This is a genomic window from Mesorhizobium sp. YIM 152430 (assembly GCF_029210365.1).
Classification (GTDB): domain Bacteria; phylum Pseudomonadota; class Alphaproteobacteria; order Rhizobiales; family Rhizobiaceae; genus Aliihoeflea.
The window spans coordinates 150802-176626 of sequence record NZ_JARGES010000018.1 but is presented as its reverse complement, the minus strand read 5'-3'; the positions used below and the strand labels follow the sequence as shown (position 1 = coordinate 176626).

The following is a 25825-nucleotide window of genomic DNA, read 5'->3' as shown; positions in this document are numbered from 1 at the left end:
AACGCTCACGCGCTCTTCTTCTTCATCTTCAGCCGACCCAGCAGATCGCCGATGCCGGCCTTCTTCTTCGATTTCATCTCAGTGCGGCCGGTCAGGACATGCGCCATGTCATGAACGATCTTGACGATCGCGTGCTGCGCGTCCGTCTCGCCGAGCATCCGGCCGTTATTTGCGGCATTGCCGAACAGAAGCGGCTCGAACGGGATCACGGCCAGGGGCACGACGCCGAGCGGTTCGGCGAAATCGTCGGCCGAGATCTCGGGGCGCTTGGGGACGCCGGCCTGATTGAGAATGAGCTTGGGCGGCGCATCGTTGGGGCGCAGCTTGCGCAGCATGTCGATCAGGTTCTTCGTGTTGCGCAGATTGGCAAGCTCGGGCGTCGCCGTGACCACGATCTCGTCGGCCTGCGCCAGCGTCTGGCGGGTCCAGCCGGTCCACACATGCGGCACGTCGAGGATCACGGTCGGCGCGCTGCGCTGGGCGGTCTCGATCAACGAGGCGAAGGCATCGGCGTCGAAATCATAGACGCGGTCGAGCGTCGAGGGCGCGGCGAGAAGGGACAGGCGCTCGGCGCATTGCGCCAGCAGCCGGTCGAGATAGACCTCGTCGATCCGCTCGGGCGAGAACACGGCCTCCGCGATGCCCTGTGCGGGGTCCTGGTCGAAATTGATGTTGGCGGTGCCGAAGGCAAGGTCCATGTCGGCGACCACGACTTCGGACTGAAACAGCGTCGACAGCGTCCAGGCGATGTTGTGCGCGATGGTCGAGGAGCCGACGCCGCCCTTGGCGCCGATGAAGGCGATCGAGCGGCCGATCGGCTCGGCCTCCGGGTCGACGAATATCTTGGCGATGTCGGCGACGATGTCGGCCATCGAGATGGGCGCGACGATGTATTCGGAGATGCCGAAACGGATCAGTTCGCGATAAAGCGCCACGTCATTGTGGTGACCGATCACCACGACCTTGCTGGCTGGGTCGCACACCTCGGCGAGCTTTTCGAGCTTGCCGATCAGGGATCGCGGTTCGTCGCGCGATTCGATGATGATCAGGTTGGGCGTGGGCGCGGTGTGATAGAACTCGATGGCGGTCTGGATGCCGCCCATATGAACCTTCACATGCGCCTTGGCCATGCGGCGATCCTCGCCGGCGCGCTCGATCGGCTGGGCGACGCCATCGGTTTCGCAAAATGCCTGGATCGAGATGCGCGGAACCGGCCGCAGAGCCTGCATCGAGGCTGCATCGGGCACGACGGCGTCGTTCGGATCGGTTGTATAGGCCAGGTTGGTCATGACGATGCCCCCGCGCTGCGGCTCCTAGTAGTTGATCTCGGACGTGCCGATGAATTCCGGCGCGACCTGGCGGCGCTGATACTGGTCGATTGCGTTCGAGCGGTTCTGGGCGTCGATCGGCGTCGTCTCGCGCGGGGTGAGCAGATCGGCCGGATTGGCGATCTGGGCAGCGAGATTGTTCTGGTAGGAACAGCCGAAATTGGCCCAGTGCTTGTTATCGACCCGCGCCAGCATGTCCTCAGGCCAGCGGCCGCAATTGGAGGCGACCTGCGCGCGCATGTTGGCGTAGGTGATGCGGATCGGGGCGGAGGCGTCGGCCGGGGCGTGATAGGATTGCCGGACGACGCGGTTTTGCGGAACGCCCGCCTTGTGCAGGTGGCTGACGAACTGCGCGCCGATGCGCGATGCGGCCGCCGAATTGGCCGAGCCGTAGGGCACCAGCACATGAACCATCGGTGCGGCCTTGCCGTCATAGCGCGACATGAAGCCCGAAAGCGCCGTGCGCTGCACGCGCGTCATGTGGTAGTCGTTGAGACCGACCGGGATGTCGATCTTCTCCTGCTTTTCCGCGATGACGATCGGATGGTTGGTCCGGTAGTCGTCCGGAATCGCGCCGACCACGATGCTGTCGCGCTGCGTGCAACCGGCGGCGACGAGCGAGCCGAGCAATGCGGCGGCGATCAGGAAGCGGGAATTCCAGGTGGTTCTATGGGCAGACATCGTGCGGTCCCCGCTTACTTGTAGATGAACCCGACCACGCCGTGGTAGCGGCCGGCGGGCCGATCGGTCTTCATGGTTCCGTAGACGCGGTTGACGCGGCCAAGGAAGTTGCCCGCGCCTTCGGAGGCCGGGTTGAAATTGTCGTCCGGCTTGGCCAGTTCGTTGCGGGCCACCGGGCGCGCCAGATAGGGCGTGACGATGATGACGAGTTCGGTCTCGTTGCGCTCGAAGGCACGGCTGCGGAAAAGCGCGCCGAGGACTGGAACTCTGGACAGGCCCGGCAGGCCGTTGATCGACTGGCGAACGTCGTCGCGGACGAGGCCGGCGATCATCATCGAGCCGCCCGATGGCAACTCGACGGTGGTGTCGGCGAGGCGTTTGCGGATCGAGATGATGTTCGTGCCCGGCGTGTTGCCCCGCTGATTTCTTGCTGATGCGCCTCCGAAGGAAACCGATCCTTCGGTCGTCGGCTCCGACACTTGGGTGCGCAGCTTCAGGCTGATGCGGCCAGGCGACAGCACTGTCGGTTGGAATTCAAGTCCGATGCCGTACTCAATTTTTTCGACTTCGTAGGCGACCGTCAAGTCGTCATCTACGTCGCGGTCAGTGACCATATTGAACTCGCCGCCGACGCGGAACGTCGCTTTCTCGCCGGAAACGGCGGTCAATGTGGGTTCCGCAAGCGTCTTCATGACGCCCGACTGTTCCATCGCGTTGAAGTAGGCGTCGAGCGACGAGCCGCCGATACCGAAGCCGCTGCTCGAGAGCGGCTTTCCAAGGCCGGCAACATTGTCGCTAATGGTCGACCAACTGATCCCGTCCCTGCCGCCACCAACCATATTCACGCCCAACTGGCGCATGACCGAGCGCGAGACTTCGGCAATCGTCACCTTCAGCGTGACCTGATCCTCGCCGATGATCGACAGCATGTTGACGATCTGCGAGACGCGGCGCTCGTTGTCGGGGTTGTTGATGTCGACGCCGCCCGTCGCGGCGCCGCCGGCGGCGGTCTGCGCGAACTGGCCGGTGGTCGCCTCGCCGCCCGAGACGAAGAGCTGGGCGATCTGTTCGGCGCGCTTGGCATCGAGCGGCGTATCCACCGTGCCCGACAGGACGACGTTGTCGTTGATCAGTTCGACCTTGATCGCCGAATTCGGCAGATAGCGCTTCAGATGATCCTCGAGGCCCGCGACGTCGCGCTCGATCGACAGGTCGAGGCTGACGATCTGCTCGCCATTGGCGCCGAACACGAAGATGTTGGTTTCGCCGACCTGCTTGCCGAAGAGATAGATGCGCCGCGACGTGCGCGTCACCGCGTCGGCGACCGTCGGATTGGCGACGAGGATGTCATAGGCGTCGGCCGGAAGGTCGATGACGATCGACTTGTTCAAACCGAGCTTGACGCGCTGGGTCGCGGCCTGCGAGGCGACGCGCGCCTGCGCATTCGCGCTTGCCGTATCGGCTAGAAGGACGGCGCCGGTCAGCGGTGCTGCCAGGAAAAAAGCGGCGGTGGTGCCGATCAACGCTCTCTTGATTGTGCGGATCATTGGCGGCCCCCTACTTCGGACACCTGTCCGGATTTGATCAATCGAATGGCGCCGCGGCGCCCGCTGCCCGAAAGAAGGTGATCGGCCTGCTCGGTGACGACTTCCTGCGTATCGACGACGGATCGCAGGGCAAGGCTGAGCCTGTCGGCCATCTGTTGGGCGACCGTGATGATCTCGGCCTGCTCGGGCGACAGTTCCAGCGTCGCCGTTTCGCCCACCTTCACCCGGCGGCCTTCCTCGTCCTCCTGGATCGCCTGGTCGATAGCGAGGACGCGGATGTTGCGCAGCACGGTTTCGGTGGAATAGCTCTCGGTGCCCGAACTGTTCGTCTGTCGGCGGGTCATGATGACGTCGACATAATCGTTCGGAAGGATGAAGCCGCCGGCCGACGTATCGGCCGAGATCTGCGTGGCGACCGCCCGCTTGCCCGACGGCAGGATCGACGACATGAAGCTCTGGCCCTCGCCGATCAGCTTGGAGCGGCGCAGCGGCTCGCCGGCGTAAATCGGAACGCGCGCGATCGCGGTCCGCATCTCTTCGAGTGCATTCGGGTCGGTGTCGCGGCGGATGAAGTAGTCATAGACATTGCTCGACGGCCAGGACTGCCAGCTCAATTGCTGCCCCAGTTCGCTGCCCATCGGCACGTCGCCGCTGAGAACGAGCACTTCCGTCAGCGCGATGGCGGGCTCGGCCGGGCCTGACTCGATGAAGACCTGTTCGGGCGGTGCGGACGCCATGTTCCTGGCAATCAAGCCAGCCCCCGCGGCGGCAACGACCGCTACGCCAAGGATGATCACTCTGGATGGAGCCATGTCCGCGCCCTTTACCCGGCAGTTCCTCTAAGCCAGGGCCGACCTTGCATCAGCAATCGTCAAATTAAGGTTAACGAGGCGCTTACACTTATGCTTAACGCAAGATTGACAGGCACTTACCGGATCAATGCCTGCATGGCCCATGCGCCGAGCGGCGAGCTTGGAAAGACCATCAGTCCCGCAGCGCCGAGCGCTACGCCATAGGGAATTCCAACGCGCCGGTCGGCGAATTTACGGAGCAGCAGGAAGCTGCCGGTCACGTCCGAGATCGGCGAATTTCGATAGACGAGGATGGCGAGCGTCAGCAGTCCGCCCCAGACCGCGCCGAGGACGGCATATTCTGCAAGCGGCATCCCGAATCCCATCCACAGCGCCGTGGCCGCCAGAAGCTTGGCATCGCCGCCGCCCATCGTGCCCAGCGCGAAAAGTCCGAATGTAACCGCAAGGACCGCCATCGCCGCGAGCACATGGAGCCCGATCACCACGAGCGGCATTCCGGTCAGCGGCGCAACGATCAGAAATGTCGCGACCAGCAGCACCGACACGCGATTGGCGATCGTCATCGTGATCATGTCCGACACGGCGGCATAGACCATGCAGAACGGAAAGATGACCAGAATCAGGGCTTCGATCATGACGGGTCCTCGAAAGAATGGCCAAACCTAGATCCGGCGCGCTTAAGCATTGGTGAAACCAACGGGCCGCTTTCAAGCAATCTGCGGCGGCTTGCGCGATTAACCGGCAATTCACCATTCCCGTTCATCTTGCGCGGATTGCCGAACAGGAGAGCCGAAACGTGGCGCGGTCGACAACATCCATTCGCTTCATCGCAGGCCTGGCGCTGGCGACGGCCGCATCGGTTCTTGCAGCACCCGCATTCGCAGAAGGCATCAGCGTCCTCGTCAACCAGGCGAAGATCGTCAAGCTGGCCCGCAACGCCGACACGATCATCATCGGCAATCCGGAAATAGCCGACGCATCCGTCCAGGATGCCTCGACGCTGGTCCTCACGGGCAAGGGGTTCGGGGTGACCAACCTCGTCGTCCTCGACGCGGACGGCCGGCCGATCGTCGACGAGCAGGTGACGGTGTCGCGCCAGTCGGCGAATTCGGTCCGCATCTACCGGCGCGCAGCGGTGCAGACGCTGTCCTGCACGCCGGTTTGCGAAGCGGCCTATGTCACGGAAGCCGAAGCGATCTCCGACACGACCATCGGCGCACCCTGAACGCGACGTTAATTGTTTTCATCGCATCCTAGCGACCGCCACAACCTCAATTCAACACGCGTGCGATAGCGTCGTTCGCGGAGTTGAACAGGCGGGATCCTGACGAATGACCACACATGCTTCCGGCAAGACGCGAGCAGGCTGCAAGGCGCTCCTGCGGGCATTCGCCCGTCGGCGCGACGGCAGCACCGCAGTCGAGTTCTCGATCCTCGTCATCCCCTTCGCGCTGCTGGTCTTCGCCATCCTCGAAAGCTGCATCTCCTTTGCGGCCCAGCAGGTGATGACCAACGCGACCGACGACGTCGCCCGGCTCTATCGCACCGGCCAGTTGCGGGCCGACCAGCTCAGCCACGACGAAGTGCGCGACCGGATCTGCGAACGCATGGAAATCCTCGTCTCTTCGGGATGCCCCGGTCTGGCGGTCGATCTGCAAACATTCAGTTCCTTCGCCCAGGCGGCCGCCTTGCGCACACCCTACAGCAATGGCGACCTCGACGATACCGGTTTCGATGCGGTCTCCGGCGGCGCCGGCTCGAAGAACGTGCTGCGCGTCTATTACCGCTGGCCGATCATTACCGACATGATGCGCCTGTCCATGTCCACCATCAATGGCGGCAAGGTTCTCCACTTCGCTTCGGTGACGTGGCAGAACGAGCCTTATGCGGAGTGAGGCGGAGCCGATGATCAAGGCCATGGGCAACTTCGCCAGAGGTTTCGGGACCGACCGCCGCGGCGCCGCCGCGATCGAATTCGCGTTCATCGCACCGATCCTGCTGGTCCTCTATTTCATGACCATGGAGGTCTCGCAGGCGATCGAGACCAACAAGAAGGTCGGGCGCATCGCCTCGATGGTCGGCGATCTCGTAGCCCAGCAGCGCGACGTTCCGCGCGAGGAAGTCGACCGCATTCTCGATATCGGGTCCGCGATCATCCAGCCTTATGGTCGTTCGCGGCCGACGATCATCGTCGAACATATCCAGATCGAAGAGGGCAAGGCCAATCCCAAGGCTTTCGTCGAATGGTCGCGCAAGCTCGAAGGCGTCAACAAATCCCAGGCCGTGCCGAAGAACACCGAAACGCTGGTTCCCGAACAATTGCGCGTGGCCGGCACGCGTCTGGTGCGCGTCACGACCCAGCTTGGCTACAAGCCGGTGATCGCCTGGACGGCCGAACAGAAGACCGCTCTCGGACTGGCCTCGGCATTCAGCACGCTGAACATGAGCGAACAATATTATCTGCGGCCGCGCATGTCGGACCGGGTAAACTGCATCGGCTGCTGATCTTCCGGCCATTTGCAACCCCCGCGACAACGGCCTATCTGTCGCGAAACCCGTCCGACAGATGGAACGACAGATGCGCCGCGCCTTCCTCTTCGTGCTCGATTCCTTCGGCATCGGCCATGCCCCGGATGCCGAACTTTTCGGCGATGCCGGCTCCGACACGCTCGGCCATATCGCCGAGCAATGCGCGCGCGGGAAAGCCGACAGGCCGGGTCTGCGCGAAGGGCCGCTCCACCTTCCCAATCTGGCGCGGCTTGGGCTCTTCCATGCCGCGGACCTTGCCGCCGGACGAAAGATTTCCGCCGATGGCATTTCGGGCTTCTTCGGCTCGGCCCAGGAGATTTCGAGCGGCAAGGACACGCCGTCCGGCCACTGGGAGATGGCTGGCGTGCCCGTCACCTTCGACTGGGGTTATTTTCCCGACGAAAACCCGGCCTTTCCGAACGAACTGGTCGCCGCGATCATCGCAGAGGGCGACGTTCCCGGCATTCTGGGCAATTGTCACGCATCCGGCACCGAGATCATCGCACGACATGGCGAGGAGCATGTGCGCACGGGCAAGCCGATCTGCTACAGCTCGGCCGACAGCGTGCTCCAGATCGCCGCGCATGAAACGCATTTTGGAATGGACCGTCTCCATGCGCTCTGCCGGACCGTGCGGCGTCTGGTCGATCCGCTCAATATCGGCCGCGTCATCGCCCGTCCCTTCATCGGCGACACCGCCGAAACGTTCCAGCGCACGGCCAACCGGCGCGATTATGCCGTGCCCCCGCCCGAGCCCACATTGATGGACCGCGTGATCGCGGGTGGCGGGCGTTCGCTCGCGGTGGGCAAGATCGGCGACATCTTCGCCCATCGGGGCGTCTCCCATCTGCGCAAGGCGCCGGACAACATGGCGATGTTCGACCGCGCGGTCGAAGCGATGGGAGAGGCGACGGACGGCGACCTCGTCTTCGCCAATTTCGTCGATTTCGACACGCTGTTCGGCCATCAGCGCGACGTCGCCGGCTATGCGGCCGCGCTCGAAGCCTTCGATCGCCGCCTGCCCGAAGCACTCGACCGGCTTCAGCCTGGCGACCTCCTGATCCTGACCGCCGATCATGGCTGCGACCCGACCTTCCGCGGCACGGACCATACGCGCGAACAGGTTCCCATCGTCGGTGCCGGTCCGGGTCTCAAGCCGGGCTCGGTCGGCGTTCGCCGGAGCTTCGCCGATATCGGCGAGACGATCGCGGAACATCTGCGTCTCGCGCCCGGTCCGCATGGGCGATCCTTCTACGCCTCGATCGCCGCCGATGCCTGAACTGCCCGAGGTCGAGACCGTCCGGAGAGGACTCGCCCCGATCATGGAAGGTGCGACCATCGTCGCCGTCGAACAGCGCCGGCCGGACCTGCGCTTTCCCTTCCCGGAAGACTTCGCATCGAGACTTCAAGGCCGGCGCATCGTCTCGGTCGGCCGGCGGGCGAAGTTTCTCGTCATCCATCTCGACCGCGACCCGGTGCTGATCGCGCATCTGGGCATGTCGGGCTCGTTCCGCATCCATGACGGCACGAGCGAAGGCATCCCCGGCGACTTTCACCACGAACGCTCCAAGATCGCCGCGCACGACCATGTCGTTTTCCATCTGGAGCGCGGCGGCGCAGCGCATCGCATCATCTATAACGACCCGCGGCGTTTCGGCTTCATGGTCTTCTCGCAGGCGCGCGATCTTGAAAGCCATCCGTTCCTCGCCTCGCTCGGCATCGAACCCACCGGGAACGCGCTCGACGGCGCGGTGCTGGCCGCGCTTCTTGCCGGCCGCCGCTCGCCGCTCAAGGCCGCCCTTCTCGACCAGAAGCTGATCGCCGGCCTCGGCAACATCTATGCCTGCGAAGCCCTCTGGCGGGCCGGCCTGTCGCCGAAAAGACTGGCCGGAAGCGTCTCCGGCCAACGGGCCGCGCGCCTGGCCGATGCCATTCGCGCCGTCATCGCTGACGCGATCGCGGCCGGCGGGTCGAGCCTGCGCGACCATCAGTTGACGGACGGCTCGCTCGGCTATTTCCAGCACTCCTTCAACGTCTATGACCGCGAGGGCGAACCCTGTCGGCGCGCGGGCTGCGCGGGCACCGTCAAAAGGATTGTGCAGTCGGGGCGCTCCACCTTCTATTGCTCCGCCTGCCAGCGTTAGCTATGCCTCTGGCCGACAATCACGCCGGCATCGAAGGAGGAACAACTTGGCCTACGAAACTATCCTGGTCGAAACCCGGGGCCGCGTCGGCCTCATCACGCTGAATCGCCCCAAGGCGCTCAACGCGCTCAATTCCGACGTGCTCAAGGACGTGGTCGCCGCCGCCGAGGCGTTCGAGGCCAATCCCAAGATCGGCGCGATCGTGCTCACCGGCTCGGAAAAGGCGTTCGCCGCCGGCGCCGACATCAAGGAAATGCATTCGAAGTCCTATATCGACATGTATATGCAGGACTTCTTCTCCGGCTGGGATGCGTTCACGCGCGTGCGCAAGCCGGTCATCGCCGCCGTTTCCGGCTATGCGCTGGGCGGCGGCTGCGAACTCGCCATGATGTGCGACTTCATCATCGCCGCAGACAACGCGAAGTTCGGCCAGCCTGAGATCACGCTCGGCGTGATGCCGGGCATGGGCGGCTCGCAGCGCCTGACCCGCTTCGTCGGCAAGTCGAAGGCCATGGACATGTGCCTGACCGGTCGCATGATGGACGCGGCCGAGGCCGAGCGGTCCGGTCTGGTCTCGCGCGTCGTTCCCGCCGGCGAACTGGTCGAGGAAGCGATCAGGGCAGCCTCGAAGATCGCCGAGTTCTCGCTACCCGCCGTGATGATGACCAAGGAAGCGGTCAACCGGTCCTACGAGACATTTCTGGGCGAAGGGCTACGATTCGAACGGCGCGTTTTCCATGCGATGTTCTCGCTCGACGACCAGAAGGAAGGCATGGCCGCGTTCTCCGAGAAACGTTCCGCGAATTTCCGCAATCGCTAGGCGGGATGGGCGTTGACGCAAGGGGGCAAGTTCGACTATAAGCCCCCACGACTGAGGCAGCTTGCGGGCTGCCCCAATTGTTTTTGCGCCCGGCTCCAGCTCGTTCGGCGCGTCCACGCAAAAGAACTGAAGAGAGGCATTCGATGGCCAATACGTCTTCGGCCAAAAAGGCAACGCGCAAGATCGCTGCCCGCACGGCTGTCAACAAGAACCGCCGCTCGCGTGTTCGCACCTTCCTGCGCAAGGTCGAGGAAGCGATCCTGTCCGGTGACAAGACCGCCGCACAGGAAGCCTTCCGTGCCGCCCAGCCGGAATTGATGCGCGCCGCTTCCAAGGGGGTCTTCCACAAGAACACCGCCTCGCGCAAGGTCTCGCGTCTTGCCAATCGCGTAAAGGCTCTCGGGGCCTGAACCGGCAGTGATCCGACTTCGAAAAACCCGGCCTCGTGCCGGGTTTTTTGTATCCACTCACCATCCTCCCTGCCCTTTGGGAAGGGCAAAATGTCATCGATTGCAACGACTTGCCGACGAACGAATCCTTGGTCGCCCCTGACGTTCCCCAAGGTTACGGTCCAGCTTCGCGCCGGCAATTTTTTTGTCGTATAATCAATAGCTTAGCCGGGGTATTTTGAAGCGCCTCAAATGAGGTCCCCACCCCGCGAAGCTGCCAGCGAGTCAAGCTGCGTTTGGATTTTTTTTTTGCAACCCACAATCAAATCGACGGGCCGGCGAAAAGGTTTTGAATCAAAACGGTTTATGCGCCGACGAGCAATTCTGAGCGTTGCAAGAAGGGCTCGATCGGGATGCAGAGATGAAGAATCCGTTACGCCGGTCTTGCCTGCTCGCCACCGCCTTTTGTAAGGTCGCTTCCGTTGAGAGGGGCAGGGAAAACCTGCGGATTTAAGCCAAATCCGGCATGTCGGGCAACGTGGAAGCGATTCCACGCACGCTATCGGCTGGCTCACTTTCAGCACATTGCAAATCGAATTGCCGTCGTATCCGACGGCCTGCCGCGCTGGCTTTTTTGGCCGGACGGCATTGTATTGCCCAGGGGGCTCAAAAGCGGGCGGTTGCCACCAGACCGCGCAAGCAAGAGGATCGATGATCCCGGCAGCGACCGGGAGCGAGCGGAAATCAACGAGGAAGCGGCAGGTGGATCATCGTCGAGGAGATGCGCCATGCCGCTCGCACAACAGGGACACTTAACATGCAAAGCGGCGTCGAAGCGGGTGAGCGGGCAAGCACCTCCTTTTCGAAGATCAAGGTCGAGGGACAACAACAGATGGACGGCGACAGCGCGGCGGGGGCCGGAGCGACATTCGAACGCGTGACTGCGCAACTGAAGGCGCGCCTGGGCAACGATGTGTATTCGAGTTGGTTCGGCCGGATGCAGGTTGCCGAAGCCTCGCGCGGCATCGTCAGGCTGTCGGTGCCGACAGCCTTCCTGCGCCAGTGGATCAACGGCCATTATCGCGACCTGATCGGCGAATTGTGGAAACAGTCCGATCCCTCCATTCTCAAGGTCGAGATCGTGGTGCGCAGCGCCACCCGCCCGATCAAGGTCGTCGAGGATGAAGAGATCCAGCCCGACAAGCCGCGCACGCTTCCCGGCGCCACCGTCACGCAGTTGCCCGTCCGCGCCGGCATTGCGCCGGGCCACCTTCCGCGTTCGAGCGCAAGCGAACCCTTCGTGCAGCGTCAATCCGTGCTCGGTTCGCCGCTCGACAGCCGATACACCTTTGCGTCCTTCGTCGATGGACCCTCGAACCGGGTGGCCTTCGCCGCCGCCCGCGCCGTCGCCGAAAGCGCGTCGAACGCGGTGCGTTTCAACCCGCTTTTCCTTCACGCCTCGGTCGGCCTCGGCAAGACGCATCTGCTCCAGGCCATCGCGGCAGAGGCGCTTCAGCGCCGTCCGCAGTCGCGTGTCGTCTACCTCACGGCCGAATATTTCATGTGGCGCTTCGCCACCGCGATCCGCGACAACAATGCGCTGACCTTCAAGGAGCAGTTGCGCGACATCGACCTGCTCATCATCGACGACATGCAGTTCTTGCAGGGCAAGTCGATCCAGCACGAATTCTGCCATCTCATCAACACGCTGCTCGACAGCGCCCGCCAGGTCGTGGTGGCGGCGGACCGCCCGCCATCGGAACTGGAATCGCTCGAGCCGCGCGTGCGCTCGCGCCTGAATGGCGGCGTCGCGCTCGAAATGGCGACGCCGGACTTTTCGATGCGGCTTTCCATGCTCCAGCAACGCCTTGCAGCCGCGACTGCGGAAGATCCGTCCATCGCGATCGCCGACGGCATTCTCGAACATGTAGCCCAGACGGTGACCGGCTCGGGCCGCGAACTCGAGGGCGCTTTCAACCAGCTTCTCTTCCGCCAGTCCTTCGAGCCGCAATTGTCGGTCGACCGGATCGACGAACTGCTGGGCCACATGTACCGCACCGGCGAGCCCAAGCGCGTGCGCATCGAGGACATCCAGCGCATCGTGGCGCGGCATTACAATGTCTCGAAGACCGAGCTTTTGTCCAACCGGCGCACGCGTACCATCGTCAAGCCGCGTCAGATCGCGATGTATCTCGCCAAGATCATGACGCCGCGCTCGCTGCCAGAGATCGGCAGGCGTTTTGGCGGCCGCGATCACACGACGGTCCTTCATGCCGTCCGCAAGATCGAGGGGCTTACCGATGGCGACACCAAGATGGCGCAGGAGCTGGAACTCCTGAAGCGCCTGATTTCCGATCAGGCGTGATCGACCCCGAGGCAGGGTCTATCCACGCCTTTGACATGCTTCCGGGTCGCTCCTTGCGGCCCGGACTTGCGTTTTCGCCGGATTTCCTGTCAGTCTGCCCACCCGTTTCCGGCGCCGTTCCGGCCGCCAGAAACCCTGCCATCAAGTCCTTCGCGAGTATAATCGGTCATGCGCGTCATCCTCGAACGGTCGAACCTCCTCAAGTCGCTCAACCATGTTCACCGTGTGGTCGAGCGGCGCAACACGATACCGATCCTGTCGAACGTGCTGCTCAGCGCCGACGGCGACCACCTGTCGCTCAAGGCGACCGATCTCGACCTCGAAGTGACCGAGGCGACGCCGGCAAGTGCCGAGCAGGCAGGGGCGACCACGGTTCCCGCCCATCTCCTCTACGACATCGTTCGAAAACTGTCGGACGGCTCGGAAGTGATGCTCAAGCTCGACGAAGGCGGCAATGCGATGTCGGTCGTCTCCGGCCGCTCGTCCTTCCGGCTTCAGTGCCTGCCGCAATCGGACTTCCCCGAACTCACCGCCGGCTCCTTCACCCATCGCTTCCAGATGCCGGCAGAAGCGTTGAAGCGCCTGATCGACAAGACCCAGTTCGCGATCTCGACCGAGGAAACGCGCTATTATCTCAACGGCATCTATCTCCACGCCATCGAATCCGATGGGCGCCTGCGCCTGCGTTCGGTCGCGACGGACGGGCATCGCCTGGCGCGCGCCGAGACGGAAGCGCCTTCCGGCTGTGAAGGAATGCCGGGCATCATCATTCCGCGCAAGACGGTGTCGGAACTGCAAAAACTCGTCGACCAACCCGACCTGGAAGTCTCGATCGAGTTGTCTGATACCAAGATCCGCTTCACCATTGGCTCGGTCGTGCTGACGTCCAAGCTGATCGACGGTACCTTCCCGGACTATCAACGCGTCATCCCGACCGGCAACGACAAGAAGCTCCTGATCGACCGCCAAAGCTTCGCGCAGGCCGTCGACCGCGTCTCGACCGTCTCCTCGGAGCGCGGCCGCGCGGTGAAGCTGTCCATCGGCGACGGCATGGTGACGCTGGCCGTCAACAATCCCGACTCCGGCAGCGCGACCGAAGAGGTCGCCGCCGACTATGCGTCCGACCCGATCGAGATCGGCTTCAATGCCAAATATCTGCTCGACGTCGCCGCGCAGTTGTCGGGCGGCGAGGCGCAGTTCATGCTCGCCGATGCGGGTTCGCCGACACTCATCCAGGACGGCTCGGACGCCGACACGCTCTACGTCCTGATGCCGATGCGCGTCTGACCGCCGGATCTGGAACTTGGCCGAACAGACCGCAATCCGTAAGTTGACACTTACGAACTTCCGGAATTACGGCCAGTTGTCGCTGTCGCTCGAGCGCGGTCCCGTGGTGCTGACCGGCAACAATGGCGCCGGCAAGACAAATCTGCTCGAAGCCATTTCCTTCCTCACGCCCGGCCGTGGCCTGCGCCGCGCTGCGCATGAGGAAATTGCCGCAGCAGCCGCTTCCACCGGCTTCGCGATCAATGCGAAGATCGACGGGCCGTTCGGCGAGGCGTCGATCGGCACCGGAACGCTTTCCGACCAGCCGGGCATGGTCGAGCCTGCCCGCCGGGTCCGCATCAATGGCGTGCCGGCGAAATCCGCCGACGACCTGCTCGAATGGCTGCGGATCATCTGGCTCGTGCCGTCGATGGATGCTCTCTTCAACGGCCCGGCCGGCGATCGCCGCCGCTTCCTCGACCGGCTGGTGCTCGCCATCGACCCGCAGCATGGCCGCCGCGCGCTCGACTATGAGAAGGCGATGCGCGGGCGCAACCGGCTCCTTGCCGAGGGCAGCCGCGACGATGGCTGGTTCGAGGCGATCGAGACGCAGATGGCCGAAACGGGCGTTGCCATCGCCTCGGCGCGCATGGAACTCGTCGGCCTCCTCGCCGGCATGGTCGAGAAGCTGCCCGATGACGGGCCGTTCCCGAAATCCGACATCGCGCTCGACGGCGTCCTGGAGTCCATGGTCGGCACCGCACCGGCGGTCGATATCGAGACGGCGTTTATCGCGCGGCTCGCCGACAATCGCGCGCGCGACCGCGCGGCCGGGCGCACACTCGAAGGTCCGCACCGGTCGGATCTGACCGTGACGCACCGGCCGAAGGCGATGCCTGCTGCACTCTGCTCGACCGGCGAGCAGAAGGCGCTTTTGACCGGCATGATTCTGTCGCAGGCGCGGCTGGTGGCGGAGATGACCGGCGCCACGCCAATCCTGCTCCTCGACGAAATCGCCGCCCATCTCGATCCCGGCCGGCGCGCCGCGCTCTTTTCGATTCTCACCGATCTCGACTGCCAGGCATTTCTGACCGGCACCGATGCCGAACTGTTTTCCAGCCTCCACAGTCGCGCACAATTTCTCGAAGTGCGGGCCGGCACCGTTTCACCGCGATGACAAATGGTGGCCGCGTGGCTAACATCGCGACATGAACAAGCCCCCTCCCCTTTCCGACGACGAACTCGAACGCTATGCCCGCCACATCGTGCTGGCCGAGATCGGCGGACCGGGGCAGCAGAAGCTGAAGCGCGCGCGGGTTCTGGTCATCGGCGCGGGCGGTCTCGGCGCGCCGGTCCTGCAATATCTCGCGGCGGCCGGCATCGGAACGCTGGGCATCGTCGATGACGACCACGTTTCCCTCTCCAACCTCCAGCGACAGGTGATTCACGCGACCGACGCTGTCGGCACCGCCAAGGGCGAGAGCGCCGCCGATGCGATCGGCCGGCTCAATCCCAATGTGACTGTCGAGATTCACGCCCTGCGCATCACGGCCGAGAACGCCGCCGGCCTCCTCGCCGGTTGCGACGTCGCGGTGGATGGCTCGGACAATTTCGACACGCGCTATGCGCTTGCCGATGCCTGCGCTGCGGCCGGCATTCCGCTCGTCACGGGGGCGGTCGGCCGTTTCGACGGATCGGTCACGGTGTTGAAGCCCTTCGAGGCCGGGCCGGACGGGCGGCAGAATCCCTCCTATCGCGATCTTTTCCCCGAGCCGCCGCCGGCCGGCCTCGTTCCGTCCTGCGCGCAGGCCGGCGTCGTCGGCGCGCTGACGGGCGTCATCGGCACGCTGCAGGCAATGGAAGTCATCAAGCTCATCACCGGCGCAGGCGAGCCGCTGGTCGGGCGGCTCCTCCTCTACGACGCGCTCGGCGCGCGCTTCGACGTGGTGAAGTACAAATCGGCTAGAGTTTAGCCGCGCATCGGATTCTCCGAAAACCGGTTCCCACTTTTGGGTCCGCCGCGTCAGACCTTAAGCGGCAACACCCGGTCCGGCGGGCGGTGGCCGTCGAAATAGGTGCGGATGTTGATGATCACTTTCTCGCCCATGTCGATGCGGCCTTCGATCGTTGCCGAGCCCATATGCGGCAGGATTACGACGCGGCCCTTGGCGGCGAGTTTCAACAGCTTCGGGCTGACCGCCGGCTCGTGCTCGAAGACGTCGAGGCCGGCGCCGGCGAGCTTGCCCTCCTGCAGCATCTTGATCAGCGCGTCCTCGTCGATGATGTCGCCGCGCGCCGTGTTGACCACATAGGCCGAAGGCTGGAGCAGCGCCAGCCGGCGGGCCGAGAGGAGATGAAACGTCGCCGGCGTCGACGGGCAGTTGACCGAGATGATGTCCATGCGGGCCAGCATCTGATCGAGGCTTTCCCAATAGGTCGCCTCAAGTTCGTCCTCGATCTTCGGCGCGACGCGCTTGCGGTTGTGGTAGTGGATCGACAGGCCGAACGCCTTGGCGCGGCGCGCGACGGCCGAGCCGATACGCCCCATTCCGACGATGCCGAGCCTTTTGCCCCAGATGCGCCGCCCCAGCATCCAGGTCGGCGACCAGCCGGGCCATCTGCCGTCTTCGCTCAGCACGTCCGCGCCCTCGACCAGCCGGCGCGGCACGGCGAGCATCAGGGCCATCGTCATGTCGGCCGTGTCCTCGTTGAGGACATTCGGCGTATTGGTGACGGTGATGCCCTTCCTCGCGGCCGCCGAAACGTCGATATTATCGACGCCGTTGCCGTAATTCGCGATCAGCTTCAAATTGGGGCCGGCCTGCTCGATCAGCGCCGCGTCGATCCGGTCCGTCACCGTCGGCACCAGCACGTCGGCATCGCGCATAGCGGCCACGAGTTCGGGTTGCGCCATCGGCCGGTCGTCGACGTTCAAGCGCGCGTCGAACAGTTCGCGCATCCGCGTTTCGACCTGGTCCGGGAGCTTGCGGGTAATGACGACCAGGGGCTTCTTGCGGCCTGCCATGGGTTCCTCGAATCCTGACGCGTTGAGACCTCTTTAACCAAGAACGCCGATAGTTCAAACCGGAATCACCCGCATCTTTCGCATGGCTGCGTTCGGCCGCCGGCTCCGGCAGCGCCATTGACGAAGATACGTCAGAAAGGCTCGTTTCGACCATGCAGGACCCCACCCCCTCTTCCCCGCGCCTGCGCCGCCTTGCCCTGGCGGGCCTCGCCGCGTTTCTGGCGGTGGGCAGTTTGGGGTTTTCGGGATTCGTCCCGCAATCGACGGCCAGCGCTCAGGAAGTCGGTCCGAGCGGCCTGCCTTTGCCGCGCTTCGTCAGCCTGCGCGCCAACCGGGTCAATCTGAGGGTCGGGCCCGGCACCAATTACGCGGTCGAATGGATGTACCTGAAATCCGGCCTGCCGATGGAGATTATCCAGGAATACGACAATTGGCGCCGGGTGCGCGATGCAGATGGCGCCGAAGGCTGGATCAACCAGTCGCTGCTTTCGGGCAACCGCACCGCGGTCGTCGCGCCCTGGCACAAGGGCAAGGACGACGTGCAGATCAATCTTTATGGCGAGGCCAACCGCGCCGCGGCGATCCGGGCCTATCTCGAGCCCGGCGTCATCGGGTCCATACGGGCTTGCAATGGCGAGTGGTGCGAGATGGAATTCTCCGGCCATCGCGGCTGGGTCGAACAGGCGCAGGTCTGGGGCGCCTATCCGGGCGAAACCTATAGCAACTGAAGATCCGAAACGGGATCAGGTCCGCTTGGGACGCAGGCGAATGACGATGTCGACATTCGCGATCTCCATGCCTTCGGGCGGCTCAGGCAGGTTGCCGACAGTCACCGGACCATGCTCGATGTCCATCACCCGATTCTCGCCCTCGACGAAGAAATGGTGGTGGTCGGACGTGTTGGTGTCGAAATAGGTGCGCGCGCCCTCGACGGCGAGAATGCGCAGCAGACCTGCCTCGGTGAACTGGTGCAGCGTGTTGTAGACGGTCGCCAGAGACACGGCGACGCCGGCGCCCTGGGCTTCCTCGTGCAATTCCTCGGCCGACAGATGCCGGTCGCCTTGCGCGAACAGAAGATCGGCAAGCGCGACGCGCTGACGCGTCGGACGAAGTCCCGCACGCCTGACGCGCGTCTCGACATCGATCGCAAAGGTCTCCGTGCCTGAGGCCATTCTCTTGCCGATAAACTCGCTTATACCCATGGCGCTGCCGATTTCCGACGCAGCGTTACCGCGAAGATATATTCGCTAAGCCCATCGCGATCAATAGCGGCACATTGACCGCCAAAGACAGGCACGTTAAGCGCGAAGCGCGGTTTCCTCGGGCAAACCGACTATGCTAGGGACTTTCTCCAAAGGTCGCAGGGCGACCGCGCCAACGGGACGGAGCGATATGGCTGACCAGAAATCGAGCTATGGTTACGAGGATCTTCTTGCCTGCGCCGAGGGCAGGCTGTTCGGTCCCGGAAATGCCCAGCTCCCCGCGCCGCCGATGCTGATGTTCGATCGCATCACTGAAATTAGCGAGACGGGCGGCGAATTCGGCAAGGGCTTCGTGCGCGCCGAACTCGACGTCAAGCCGGACCTCTGGTTCTTCCCGTGCCATTTCCCCGGCAACCCGATCATGCCCGGCTGCCTCGGCCTCGACGCCATGTGGCAGTTGACCGGCTTCTTCCTCGGCTGGCTCGGCGAGGAGGGCAAGGGCATGGCGCTTTCCACCGGCGAGGTGAAGTTCAAGGGCATGGTGACGCCTTCGGTAAAGAAGGTCGAATACGGCGTCGACTTCAAGCGCGTCATGCGCGGCCGCCTCGTCCTCGGCATCGCCGATGGCTGGCTAAAGGCCGATGGCGAACCGATATACAAGGCGATCGACCTCAAGGTCGGCCTGTCGAAGCAGGAAGCCGCCTGAGGCATACCGTCCGAATTCCGGGCATCATGATGCCCGCCATCAAATGGAGCGCCATATGAGACGCGTCGTCATCACGGGTTTGGGGATCGTGTCCTCGATCGGAAGCAATGCCGACGAGGTGACGGCCTCGCTGCGCGACGCGCGCTCGGGCATCTCCTTCTCCGACGAGTTTGCCGAGCACGGCTTCAAGTGCCAGGTCTGGGGCAAGCCGGACCTCGACCCGGCCGAAGTGGTCGACCGCCGCGCCATGCGCTTCCTGTCCAAGGGCGGGGCGTGGAACCATGTCGCGATGGAACAGGCGATCGCGGATGCGGGTCTCGGCGAAGCCGAGATCACGAACGAGCGCACCGGCATCATCATGGGCTCCGGCGGCCCGTCCACCCGTCAGATCGTCGAGGCTGCCGACATCACGCGCGAAAAAGGCAGCCCCAAGCGCATCGGGCCGTTCGCCGTGCCGAAAGCGATGTCGTCGACCGCCTCCGCCACGCTTGCCACCTGGTTCAAGATCCACGGCGTCAACTATTCGATCTCGTCGGCCTGCTCGACTTCCGCGCACTGCATCGGCAATGCCTATGAGCTGATCCAGTTCGGCAAGCAGGACCGCATTTTCGCGGGCGGCCACGAAGACCTCGACTGGACCATGTCGAATCTCTTCGACGCGATGGGCGCCATGTCGTCGAAATACAACGATCGCCCGCAGGTCGCCTCGCGCGCCTATGACGAGGGCCGCGACGGCTTCGTCATCGCCGGCGGCGCAGGCGTACTCGTGCTGGAAGACCTCGAAACTGCCAAGGCGCGCGGCGCGAAGATCCATGCCGAGATCGTCGGCTATGGCGCGACGTCGGACGGCCACGACATGGTCGCTCCCTCCGGCGAAGGCGCGGTGCGCTGTATGCGCCAGGCGCTCGCCAACGTGAAAGGCGATGTCGACTACATCAACACGCACGGCACCTCGACGCCGGTCGGCGACTCGAAGGAAATGGGGGCGATTCGCGAAGTCTTCGGCGACAAGATCCCCCACATCCAGTCCACCAAGTCGCTCACGGGCCACTCGCTCGGCGCGGCCGGCGTTCAGGAATCGATCTACTCGCTCCTGATGATGCAGGCCGGCTTCATCGGCGAGAGCGCGCATATCGAAAATCTCGATCCCGAGTTCGAGAACATGCCGGTCGTGCGCAAGCGCATCGACGACGCCAAGTTCGACATCGCACTCTCGAATTCGTTCGGCTTCGGCGGCACCAATGCGACGCTGGTCTTCCAGCGCTACCAGGGCTGATCCGATGGACGGTTTGATGAAAGGCAAGCGCGGCCTCGTCATGGGCGTCGCGAACGATCATTCGATCGCCTGGGGCATCGCCAGGCAGCTCGCCGAGCACGGCGCCGAACTCGCCTTCACCTATCAGGGCGAAGCGTTCGGACGGCGTGTCAAGCCCCTTGCCGAAAAGGTCGGCGCGAAACTCGTCCTGCCCTGCGACGTCGAGGATTCCGCTTCGATCGACAGCGTTTTCGACGCGCTGCGCGACGAATGGGGTTCACTCGACTTCGTCGTCCACGCCATCGGTTTTTCCGACAAGAACGAGCTCAAAGGCCTTTACGCCAACACGACGAAGGACAACTTCACCCGCACGATGGTCATCTCGTGCTACTCCTTCACGGAAATCGCCCGCAAGGCGGCCGAGATGATGAACCCAGGCGGGTCGATGCTGACGCTCACCTATGCCGGCTCGGTGCGCGTCATGCCCAACTACAACGTCATGGGCGTCGCCAAGGCCGCGCTGGAAGCCTCGGTGCGCTATCTGGCGGACGATTACGGCCCGCGCGACATCCGCGTCAACGCGATCTCGGCCGGGCCGGTGCGCACGCTGGCCGGCGCGGGTATTTCGGACGCGCGGCTGATGTTCTCCTTCCAGAGTCGCAACTCCCCGCTCCGCCGCACGGTCACGATCGACGAGGTCGGCGGCTCGGCGCTCTATCTCCTGTCGAACCTGTCGTCGGGCGTGACCGGCGAAATCCATTATGTCGATTCGGGATACCACATCACCTCGATGCCGCAGCTCGAAGAGCTGAAGTCGACCGACAGGATTGTTGGTGAAGGCGCGTAAATCCGTTCAGGGTTGCAAAATATATCTTAAGGAGTCCGCGGTAATACATCTGTGAAACAGGGTATTGGCGCATGACGTCTCGAAATCCGATCCGGACGAAGGGCTTCCGGCTGCTGACGATCGCGGCCTGTACGCTCGGAAGCTTCGTCATCGGTCTGGTGGCCACCCGCTACGGCATGGGCGGCGTCGCGGGCGTTCCCGCCGAGATCGTCGGCCTCAGCATGGCGGCGCTTTGCGCCTTTGCAGCGGCGAGTTCGGCCGCATCCTTCTTCGCCGGCGTCGATGAATCCGTCCAGTATATCTATCATGAGACCCAGCACGACAAGCTGACCGCCCTGCCCGGCCGCCAGGCAATGATGGCGAGGATTCGCGAGGCGGCGGACCGCACCCGTTCGACCGGTTCTCCCGTCTTCCTGATCGACATCGACATCAACCGCTTCAAGTCGATCAACGATGCGATCGGCTATTCCAATGGCGACGAACTGGTTCGCGTCTTTGCCGACCGGCTGCGGCAGGTGGTGCCGTTGGGCACGGCAATCGGCCGGATCGGAGCCGGCGAGTTTGCGCTGCTCTATCAGGACCAGGGCGGGGCGGAACGGGTCGACATCTTCGTCGAGCGCCTGTTCGACCTGATGACGAAGCCCTACCGCCTGTCCACCCATCTGCAATCGATCAATCTGTCGATCGGCATCGTGTCCTTGCCCAAGGACGGTTTCGAGCCAACGCGCCTCCTGCGCCTGTCCAATCTGGCCCTCCAGCACGCGCGCGCCTCCGGTGTCGGCGGGTGGGCGGTTTTCCACCCGGAAATGGGAGAGGTCGCGGACTACCGCCAGTGGATTGAAGCCGAGCTCAACGGAGCGTTCGAACGCGGCGAATTTTCCCTGCACTACCAACCGCAGCACGACCTTTCGACCGGACGCATTGTCGGCTACGAGGCTTTGATGCGCTGGAACCATCCGTCGCGCGGCATGATCCCGCCGGCCGAGTTCATCCCGATCGCCGAAGAGACGGGCATGATCACCACGATCGGCGCCTGGGCGCTTCGTCAGGCCTGCCTCGATGCGCACCGCCTTCCACAGGACTGCTTCGTGGCAGTCAACATTTCGGCCGTCCAGTTCATGACGCGCGACTTCATCGCCCAGGTTGCCGCGGTCCTCGCCGAAACGGGCATTGAGCCCTCCCGGCTCGAACTCGAAATCACCGAAACCGCGATGATGCAGGACCGCGAGCGGGCAGCTGCGATCCTCAAGGACCTGACCGCCATGGGGCTGACCGTCGCCGTCGACGATTTCGGGACGGGCTACTCCAATCTGAGCTACCTGATCGATTTCTCGTTCCACAAGCTCAAAATCGACCAGTCCTTCATCCAGCGGCTGGAGACCGACGCGAGCACCGGCGCGGTCGTCTCGACCATTGTCGGCCTGTCGCGGGCGCTTGGCGTCCACACCATCGCCGAAGGCGTCGAGACGGAGCATCAGGCTACGCTGCTGCGCGCGGCCGGGTGCCATATCGTGCAGGGCTATTTCTACGGCCACCCCGCGCCGCTGCCCGTTGAGACCGCCGACGAAAAGCCGCTCCTGCGCGCCGTCGGCTGATTACTTCCGCGCCCACAAGATTTTGAAGCCGGATTCCCGCGCGCTGAGGCCGCTGGCCGAGAACTTCTCCGCGAGCTCCGCCTCATAAGGCAGGTGGACATTGGCGACGAGAAGCAGCCGCCCGCCGGGCTTCAATAGCCGCCACGCGCCCGCGATCATCGCCTTACCGACATCCGGATCGCCGCTGCGCCCGGTGTGGAAGGGCGGGTTCATCACCACCGCGTCGTAGCGTTCGCGCGGGTCTTCGCTGGTAACGTCCAGCCAGCGCGTGGTGCTGGCGGTCGCGCCGGCGAGACGCTTCATGTTCGCCTCCGCCGCTTGTGCGGCCGCATGGCTCGCTTCGTAGAGGTCGATCCGCTTCGCCTTCGGGCAGCGCGCGGCGATCTCGACCGAGAGATACCCCCATCCGGCGCCGAGATCGGCGACCGCGCCATGAAGGTCCTTCGGCAGGTGTTCCGCCAGAAGTGCTGAGCCCGGATCGATCTGATCGTGGGAGAACATGCCGGGCCGCGTCTCGAAGCGGCCGTCGACGACCACGGTCTCCAGCGTATCGGCCGGTGCACCATCGGCGCGGAACCAGAAGACGTTGCCGTGGTGCTTGGCCGCCTGCCCCTCGACCTCGAAGCGATCCTTCAGCCGCTTGCGCAGGCTGTCGGCGCCATCGGTCTTGAGGCCGGCGACGACCACGAGGCCACCCGGCGCCACGCGCGCATTGGCCTCGAGCACGTAGTGCTCGTTCATCTGCCGGTGGCGGCCGCACAGGACCAGCGCCAGCGCGTAGTCCTTGCCGTCAACGTCCGGCGTCACGCGGCAACCGGCACGCTCCAGCTTGAGGAATTCGGGCCGGAAATCCTGCACCGCATCGACGTTCGAGGTCTTCAGCCCACGCGCCAGCGGTTCCGTGGCGTTGAGCGCGAGGACGCGCCCGCCCTCGGGCAGGTCGAGCATCCCGGTCTCGAACGGATGCAGCAGCGTCTTCGTCGCGTCGGTCACGGCAGCCTCACAAAAAAACGGGCGCGAAGATCGCGCCCGTTGCATTTCGGATGTCGGCGAGGATCAGGCGTCGGCCTCTTCGGCGTCGGCCGACTTCTTCTCGCGGACGAATTCCTTGCCGGTCTCCTGGTCGACGACCTTCATCGACAGGCGGACCTTGCCGCGCTCGTCGAAGCCGAGCAGCTTGACCCAGACCTTCTGGCCTTCCTTGACGACATCGCCGGTCTTGGCGACGCGGTCGGCGGCGAGCTGGCTGATGTGGACCAGCCCATCCTTGGGGCCGAAGAAGTTCACGAAGGCACCGAAATCGGCCACCTTGACGACCGTGCCCTCGTAGATTTCGCCGACTTCCGGCTCGGCCACGATGGTATGAATCCACTTCCTGGCCGCCTCGATCTCCTTCGCATTCGACGAGGCGATCTTCACCGTGCCGTCGTCCTCGATGTTGATCTTGGCGCCGGTCTTTTCAACGATCTCGCGGATGACCTTGCCACCGGAGCCGATCACGTCGCGGATCTTGTCGGTCGGGATGTTCATCACTTCGATGCGCGGTGCGAATTCGCCGAGTTCCGAACGGCCTTCGGAGATCGCCTTGCCCATTTCGCCGAGGATGTGAACGCGACCGTCCCTGGCCTGGCCGAGCGCGATCTTCATGATCTCCTCGGTGATGCCCTCGATCTTGATGTCCATCTGAAGCGAGGTGATGCCCGCATCGGTTCCCGCCACCTTGAAGTCCATGTCGCCGAGGTGATCCTCGTCGCCCAGGATGTCGGAGAGGACCGCGAAGCGTTCGTCTTCCTTGATCAGGCCCATGGCGATGCCGGCAACGGGCTTCGTCAGCGGAACGCCCGCATCCATCAGCGCCAGCGAGGTGCCGCAGACGGTCGCCATCGAGGACGAGCCGTTCGACTCGGTGATCTCGGAGACGATGCGCAGCGTGTAGGGGAACTGCTCGACGGCCGGAAGCATCGGACGGATCGCACGCCAGGCGAGCTTGCCGTGGCCGATCTCACGACGACCGGGCGAACCCATGCGGCCCGTCTCGCCGACCGAATAGGGCGGGAAGTTGTAGTGAAGGAGGAAGCGCTCCTTGTAGGTGCCGGTCAGGGCATCGACGAACTGCTCGTCCTCGCCGGTGCCGAGCGTGGCGACCACGATCGCCTGCGTCTCGCCGCGGGTGAAGACGGCCGAGCCGTGGGTGCGCGGCAGGACGCCGACTTCCGAGACGATCGGACGGACCGTGGACAGGTCACGGCCATCGATGCGGCTCTTGGTGTCGAGGATGTTCCAGCGGACGATCTTCGCCTGGAGCGACTTGAACACGGTGCCGATCTGCTCGGACGTGTATTTCGCTTCCTCGCCTTCGGCCGGGGTGAAATGCGCCTTGACCTTCGCCTTGACGGCGTCGACGGCGCCGTAACGCTGCATCTTGTCGGTGTTCTTGTAGGCGGCGCGAAGCTCGTCCTCGACGAGGCCCAGCATTTCGGCTTCGAGGGCCGAGTAATCGGCCGGCTTGAATTCGCGTGGCTCCTTGGCAGCGACTTCGGCCAGCTTGATGATCGCGTCGATCACCGGCTGGAACGAGCGATGGCCGAACATGACGGCACCGAGCATGGTCTCTTCGTCGAGTTCCTGCGCTTCTGACTCGACCATCAGAACCGCATCGCCCGTTCCGGCGACGACGAGGTCGAGCTTGGATTCGGGCATCTCGTCGACATGCGGATTGAGCACATATTCGCCGTTGATGTAGCCGACGCGCGCGCCGCCGATCGGGCCCATGAAGGGAACGCCCGAAAGCGTCAGGGCAGCGGAGGTCGCGACGATCGCCAGGATGTCCGGATCGTTTTCGAGGTCATGCTGCATGACGGTGACGACGACCTGCGTGTCGTTCTTGTAGCCGTCGGCGAAGAGCGGGCGGATCGGACGGTCGATCAGGCGGGAAACCAGCGTTTCCTTTTCGCTCGGACGGCCCTCGCGCTTGAAGAAGCCGCCCGGAATCTTGCCGGCGGCATAGGTCTTTTCCTGATAGTTGACGGTGAGCGGGAAGAAGTCAAAACCGGGCTTCGGCTCCTTGGCGGAGACGACGGTCGCCAGAACGACGGTCTCGCCATAGGTCGCCAGAACGGCGCCGTCGGCCTGGCGGGCGATCTTGCCCGTCTCCAGAACCAGCGGGCGGCCTGCCCATTCGACTTCCACGCGATGGTGATTGAACATGTCTTGTCCTTTCGTGGCCGAACCTTGCAAAGCCTTCGCCTTGCCGATCCCGGCCTGTCTTTGGCGGGACGAGCCACGGGCAAGACAACGGGAGGCTCTTCATTTGC

Annotated in this window: 25 protein-coding genes; 16 read left to right on the top strand and 9 right to left on the bottom strand. The window is 63.9% G+C overall.

Annotated features, from left to right (window positions below; genetic code table 11):
• Positions 1–5: 5 nt before the first annotated feature.
• The 5 genes from PZ895_RS03400 to PZ895_RS03380 all read right to left on the bottom strand — a co-directional run bounded on the left by PZ895_RS03400 (position 6) and on the right by PZ895_RS03380 (position 5003).
• Positions 6–1289 carry a CpaE family protein gene (locus tag PZ895_RS03400; protein ID WP_275837641.1) on the bottom strand — a complete coding sequence of 428 codons (1284 nt, stop codon included), beginning with the start codon at positions 1287–1289 and terminating at the stop codon, positions 6–8.
• 24 nt (positions 1290–1313) lie between these two features.
• Entirely contained in the window at positions 1314–2009 is a 696-nt protein-coding gene (locus PZ895_RS03395) for a CpaD family pilus assembly lipoprotein (RefSeq protein WP_275837640.1), read from the bottom strand.
• Positions 2010–2023: 14 nt separating this feature from the next.
• Positions 2024–3556 (bottom strand): type II and III secretion system protein family protein, encoded by a 1533-nt coding sequence (locus tag PZ895_RS03390; RefSeq protein ID WP_275837639.1) that lies wholly within the window; start codon positions 3554–3556, stop codon positions 2024–2026.
• Positions 3553–4368, bottom strand: a complete 816-nt coding sequence (cpaB, locus tag PZ895_RS03385; RefSeq protein ID WP_275837638.1) for a Flp pilus assembly protein CpaB — start codon at positions 4366–4368, stop codon at positions 3553–3555. The genes PZ895_RS03390 and cpaB overlap by 4 nt, the downstream gene beginning before the upstream one ends.
• A 116-nt stretch (positions 4369–4484) precedes the next feature.
• The gene (locus PZ895_RS03380; RefSeq protein ID WP_275837637.1) at positions 4485–5003 is read right to left on the bottom strand and encodes a prepilin peptidase; all 519 of its coding nucleotides are present in this window, start codon (positions 5001–5003) and stop codon (positions 4485–4487) included.
• Positions 5004–5164: 161 nt separating this feature from the next.
• Here PZ895_RS03380 and PZ895_RS03375 point away from each other — a divergent pair, with 161 nt between their 5' ends.
• From PZ895_RS03375 to moeB, 11 genes are all read left to right on the top strand, one after another.
• Complete coding sequence (locus PZ895_RS03375; RefSeq protein ID WP_275837636.1) at positions 5165–5593, top strand: pilus assembly protein N-terminal domain-containing protein; 429 nt, start codon at positions 5165–5167, stop codon at positions 5591–5593.
• 106 nt (positions 5594–5699) lie between these two features.
• Positions 5700–6263 carry a TadE/TadG family type IV pilus assembly protein gene (locus tag PZ895_RS03370; protein ID WP_275837634.1) on the top strand — a complete coding sequence of 188 codons (564 nt, stop codon included), beginning with the start codon at positions 5700–5702 and terminating at the stop codon, positions 6261–6263.
• 10 nt (positions 6264–6273) lie between these two features.
• Positions 6274–6873 carry a TadE/TadG family type IV pilus assembly protein gene (locus PZ895_RS03365; RefSeq protein ID WP_275837633.1) on the top strand — a complete coding sequence of 200 codons (600 nt, stop codon included), beginning with the start codon at positions 6274–6276 and terminating at the stop codon, positions 6871–6873.
• 73 nt (positions 6874–6946) lie between these two features.
• Complete coding sequence (locus PZ895_RS03360; protein ID WP_275837632.1) at positions 6947–8176, top strand: phosphopentomutase; 1230 nt, start codon at positions 6947–6949, stop codon at positions 8174–8176.
• Positions 8169–9041, top strand: coding sequence for a bifunctional DNA-formamidopyrimidine glycosylase/DNA-(apurinic or apyrimidinic site) lyase (gene mutM / locus PZ895_RS03355; protein WP_275837631.1), 873 nt, complete (start codon positions 8169–8171; stop codon positions 9039–9041). Before PZ895_RS03360 ends, mutM begins: the two co-directional genes overlap by 8 nt.
• A 46-nt stretch (positions 9042–9087) precedes the next feature.
• Positions 9088–9861 carry an enoyl-CoA hydratase gene (locus PZ895_RS03350; protein ID WP_275837630.1) on the top strand — a complete coding sequence of 258 codons (774 nt, stop codon included), beginning with the start codon at positions 9088–9090 and terminating at the stop codon, positions 9859–9861.
• Between the two features lie 143 nt (positions 9862–10004).
• Entirely contained in the window at positions 10005–10271 is a 267-nt protein-coding gene (rpsT, locus tag PZ895_RS03345; RefSeq protein ID WP_275837629.1) for a 30S ribosomal protein S20, read from the top strand.
• 871 nt (positions 10272–11142) lie between these two features.
• A complete protein-coding gene (gene dnaA / locus PZ895_RS03340; RefSeq protein WP_275837936.1) occupies positions 11143–12615 on the top strand; it encodes a chromosomal replication initiator protein DnaA in 1473 nt (490 codons plus the stop codon).
• A 168-nt stretch (positions 12616–12783) separates the two neighbouring features.
• Positions 12784–13902: a DNA polymerase III subunit beta gene (gene dnaN, locus PZ895_RS03335; RefSeq protein ID WP_275837628.1), complete on the top strand. Its 1119-nt coding sequence runs from the start codon at positions 12784–12786 to the stop codon at positions 13900–13902.
• 16 nt (positions 13903–13918) lie between these two features.
• A complete protein-coding gene (gene recF / locus PZ895_RS03330) occupies positions 13919–15058 on the top strand; it encodes a DNA replication/repair protein RecF (RefSeq protein WP_275837627.1) in 1140 nt (379 codons plus the stop codon).
• Positions 15059–15089: 31 nt separating this feature from the next.
• A complete protein-coding gene (moeB, locus tag PZ895_RS03325) occupies positions 15090–15854 on the top strand; it encodes a molybdopterin-synthase adenylyltransferase MoeB (protein WP_275837626.1) in 765 nt (254 codons plus the stop codon).
• Positions 15855–15904: 50 nt separating this feature from the next.
• Here the strand turns inward: moeB and PZ895_RS03320 are convergent, their stop codons facing one another.
• A complete protein-coding gene (locus PZ895_RS03320; RefSeq protein ID WP_275837624.1) occupies positions 15905–16906 on the bottom strand; it encodes a D-glycerate dehydrogenase in 1002 nt (333 codons plus the stop codon).
• Positions 16907–17058: 152 nt separating this feature from the next.
• Here PZ895_RS03320 and PZ895_RS03315 point away from each other — a divergent pair, with 152 nt between their 5' ends.
• Positions 17059–17634: an SH3 domain-containing protein gene (locus PZ895_RS03315; RefSeq protein ID WP_275837623.1), complete on the top strand. Its 576-nt coding sequence runs from the start codon at positions 17059–17061 to the stop codon at positions 17632–17634.
• A gap of 15 nt (positions 17635–17649) precedes the next feature.
• Here PZ895_RS03315 and irrA read toward each other — a convergent pair whose 3' ends face one another.
• The gene (irrA, locus tag PZ895_RS03310; protein ID WP_275837622.1) at positions 17650–18078 is read right to left on the bottom strand and encodes an iron response transcriptional regulator IrrA; all 429 of its coding nucleotides are present in this window, start codon (positions 18076–18078) and stop codon (positions 17650–17652) included.
• Positions 18079–18298: 220 nt separating this feature from the next.
• On the opposite strand from irrA, the gene fabA reads away from it, so the two are divergent.
• The 4 genes from fabA to PZ895_RS03290 all read left to right on the top strand — a co-directional run bounded on the left by fabA (position 18299) and on the right by PZ895_RS03290 (position 22511).
• Entirely contained in the window at positions 18299–18814 is a 516-nt protein-coding gene (fabA, locus tag PZ895_RS03305) for a 3-hydroxyacyl-[acyl-carrier-protein] dehydratase FabA (protein WP_275837620.1), read from the top strand.
• 55 nt (positions 18815–18869) lie between these two features.
• Positions 18870–20090 carry a beta-ketoacyl-ACP synthase I gene (gene fabB, locus PZ895_RS03300; protein ID WP_275837619.1) on the top strand — a complete coding sequence of 407 codons (1221 nt, stop codon included), beginning with the start codon at positions 18870–18872 and terminating at the stop codon, positions 20088–20090.
• 4 nt (positions 20091–20094) lie between these two features.
• On the top strand, positions 20095–20916 hold the full coding sequence (gene fabI / locus PZ895_RS03295) for an enoyl-ACP reductase FabI (protein ID WP_275837617.1): 822 nt from the start codon (positions 20095–20097) through the stop codon (positions 20914–20916).
• Positions 20917–20987: 71 nt separating this feature from the next.
• Complete coding sequence (locus tag PZ895_RS03290) at positions 20988–22511, top strand: bifunctional diguanylate cyclase/phosphodiesterase (protein ID WP_275837616.1); 1524 nt, start codon at positions 20988–20990, stop codon at positions 22509–22511.
• Here the strand turns inward: PZ895_RS03290 and PZ895_RS03285 are convergent, their stop codons facing one another.
• On the bottom strand, positions 22512–23504 hold the full coding sequence (locus tag PZ895_RS03285) for a class I SAM-dependent methyltransferase (protein ID WP_275837615.1): 993 nt from the start codon (positions 23502–23504) through the stop codon (positions 22512–22514).
• A gap of 63 nt (positions 23505–23567) precedes the next feature.
• The gene (gene pnp, locus PZ895_RS03280) at positions 23568–25718 is read right to left on the bottom strand and encodes a polyribonucleotide nucleotidyltransferase (RefSeq protein ID WP_275837614.1); all 2151 of its coding nucleotides are present in this window, start codon (positions 25716–25718) and stop codon (positions 23568–23570) included.
• Between the last annotated feature and the right edge of the window lie 107 nt (positions 25719–25825).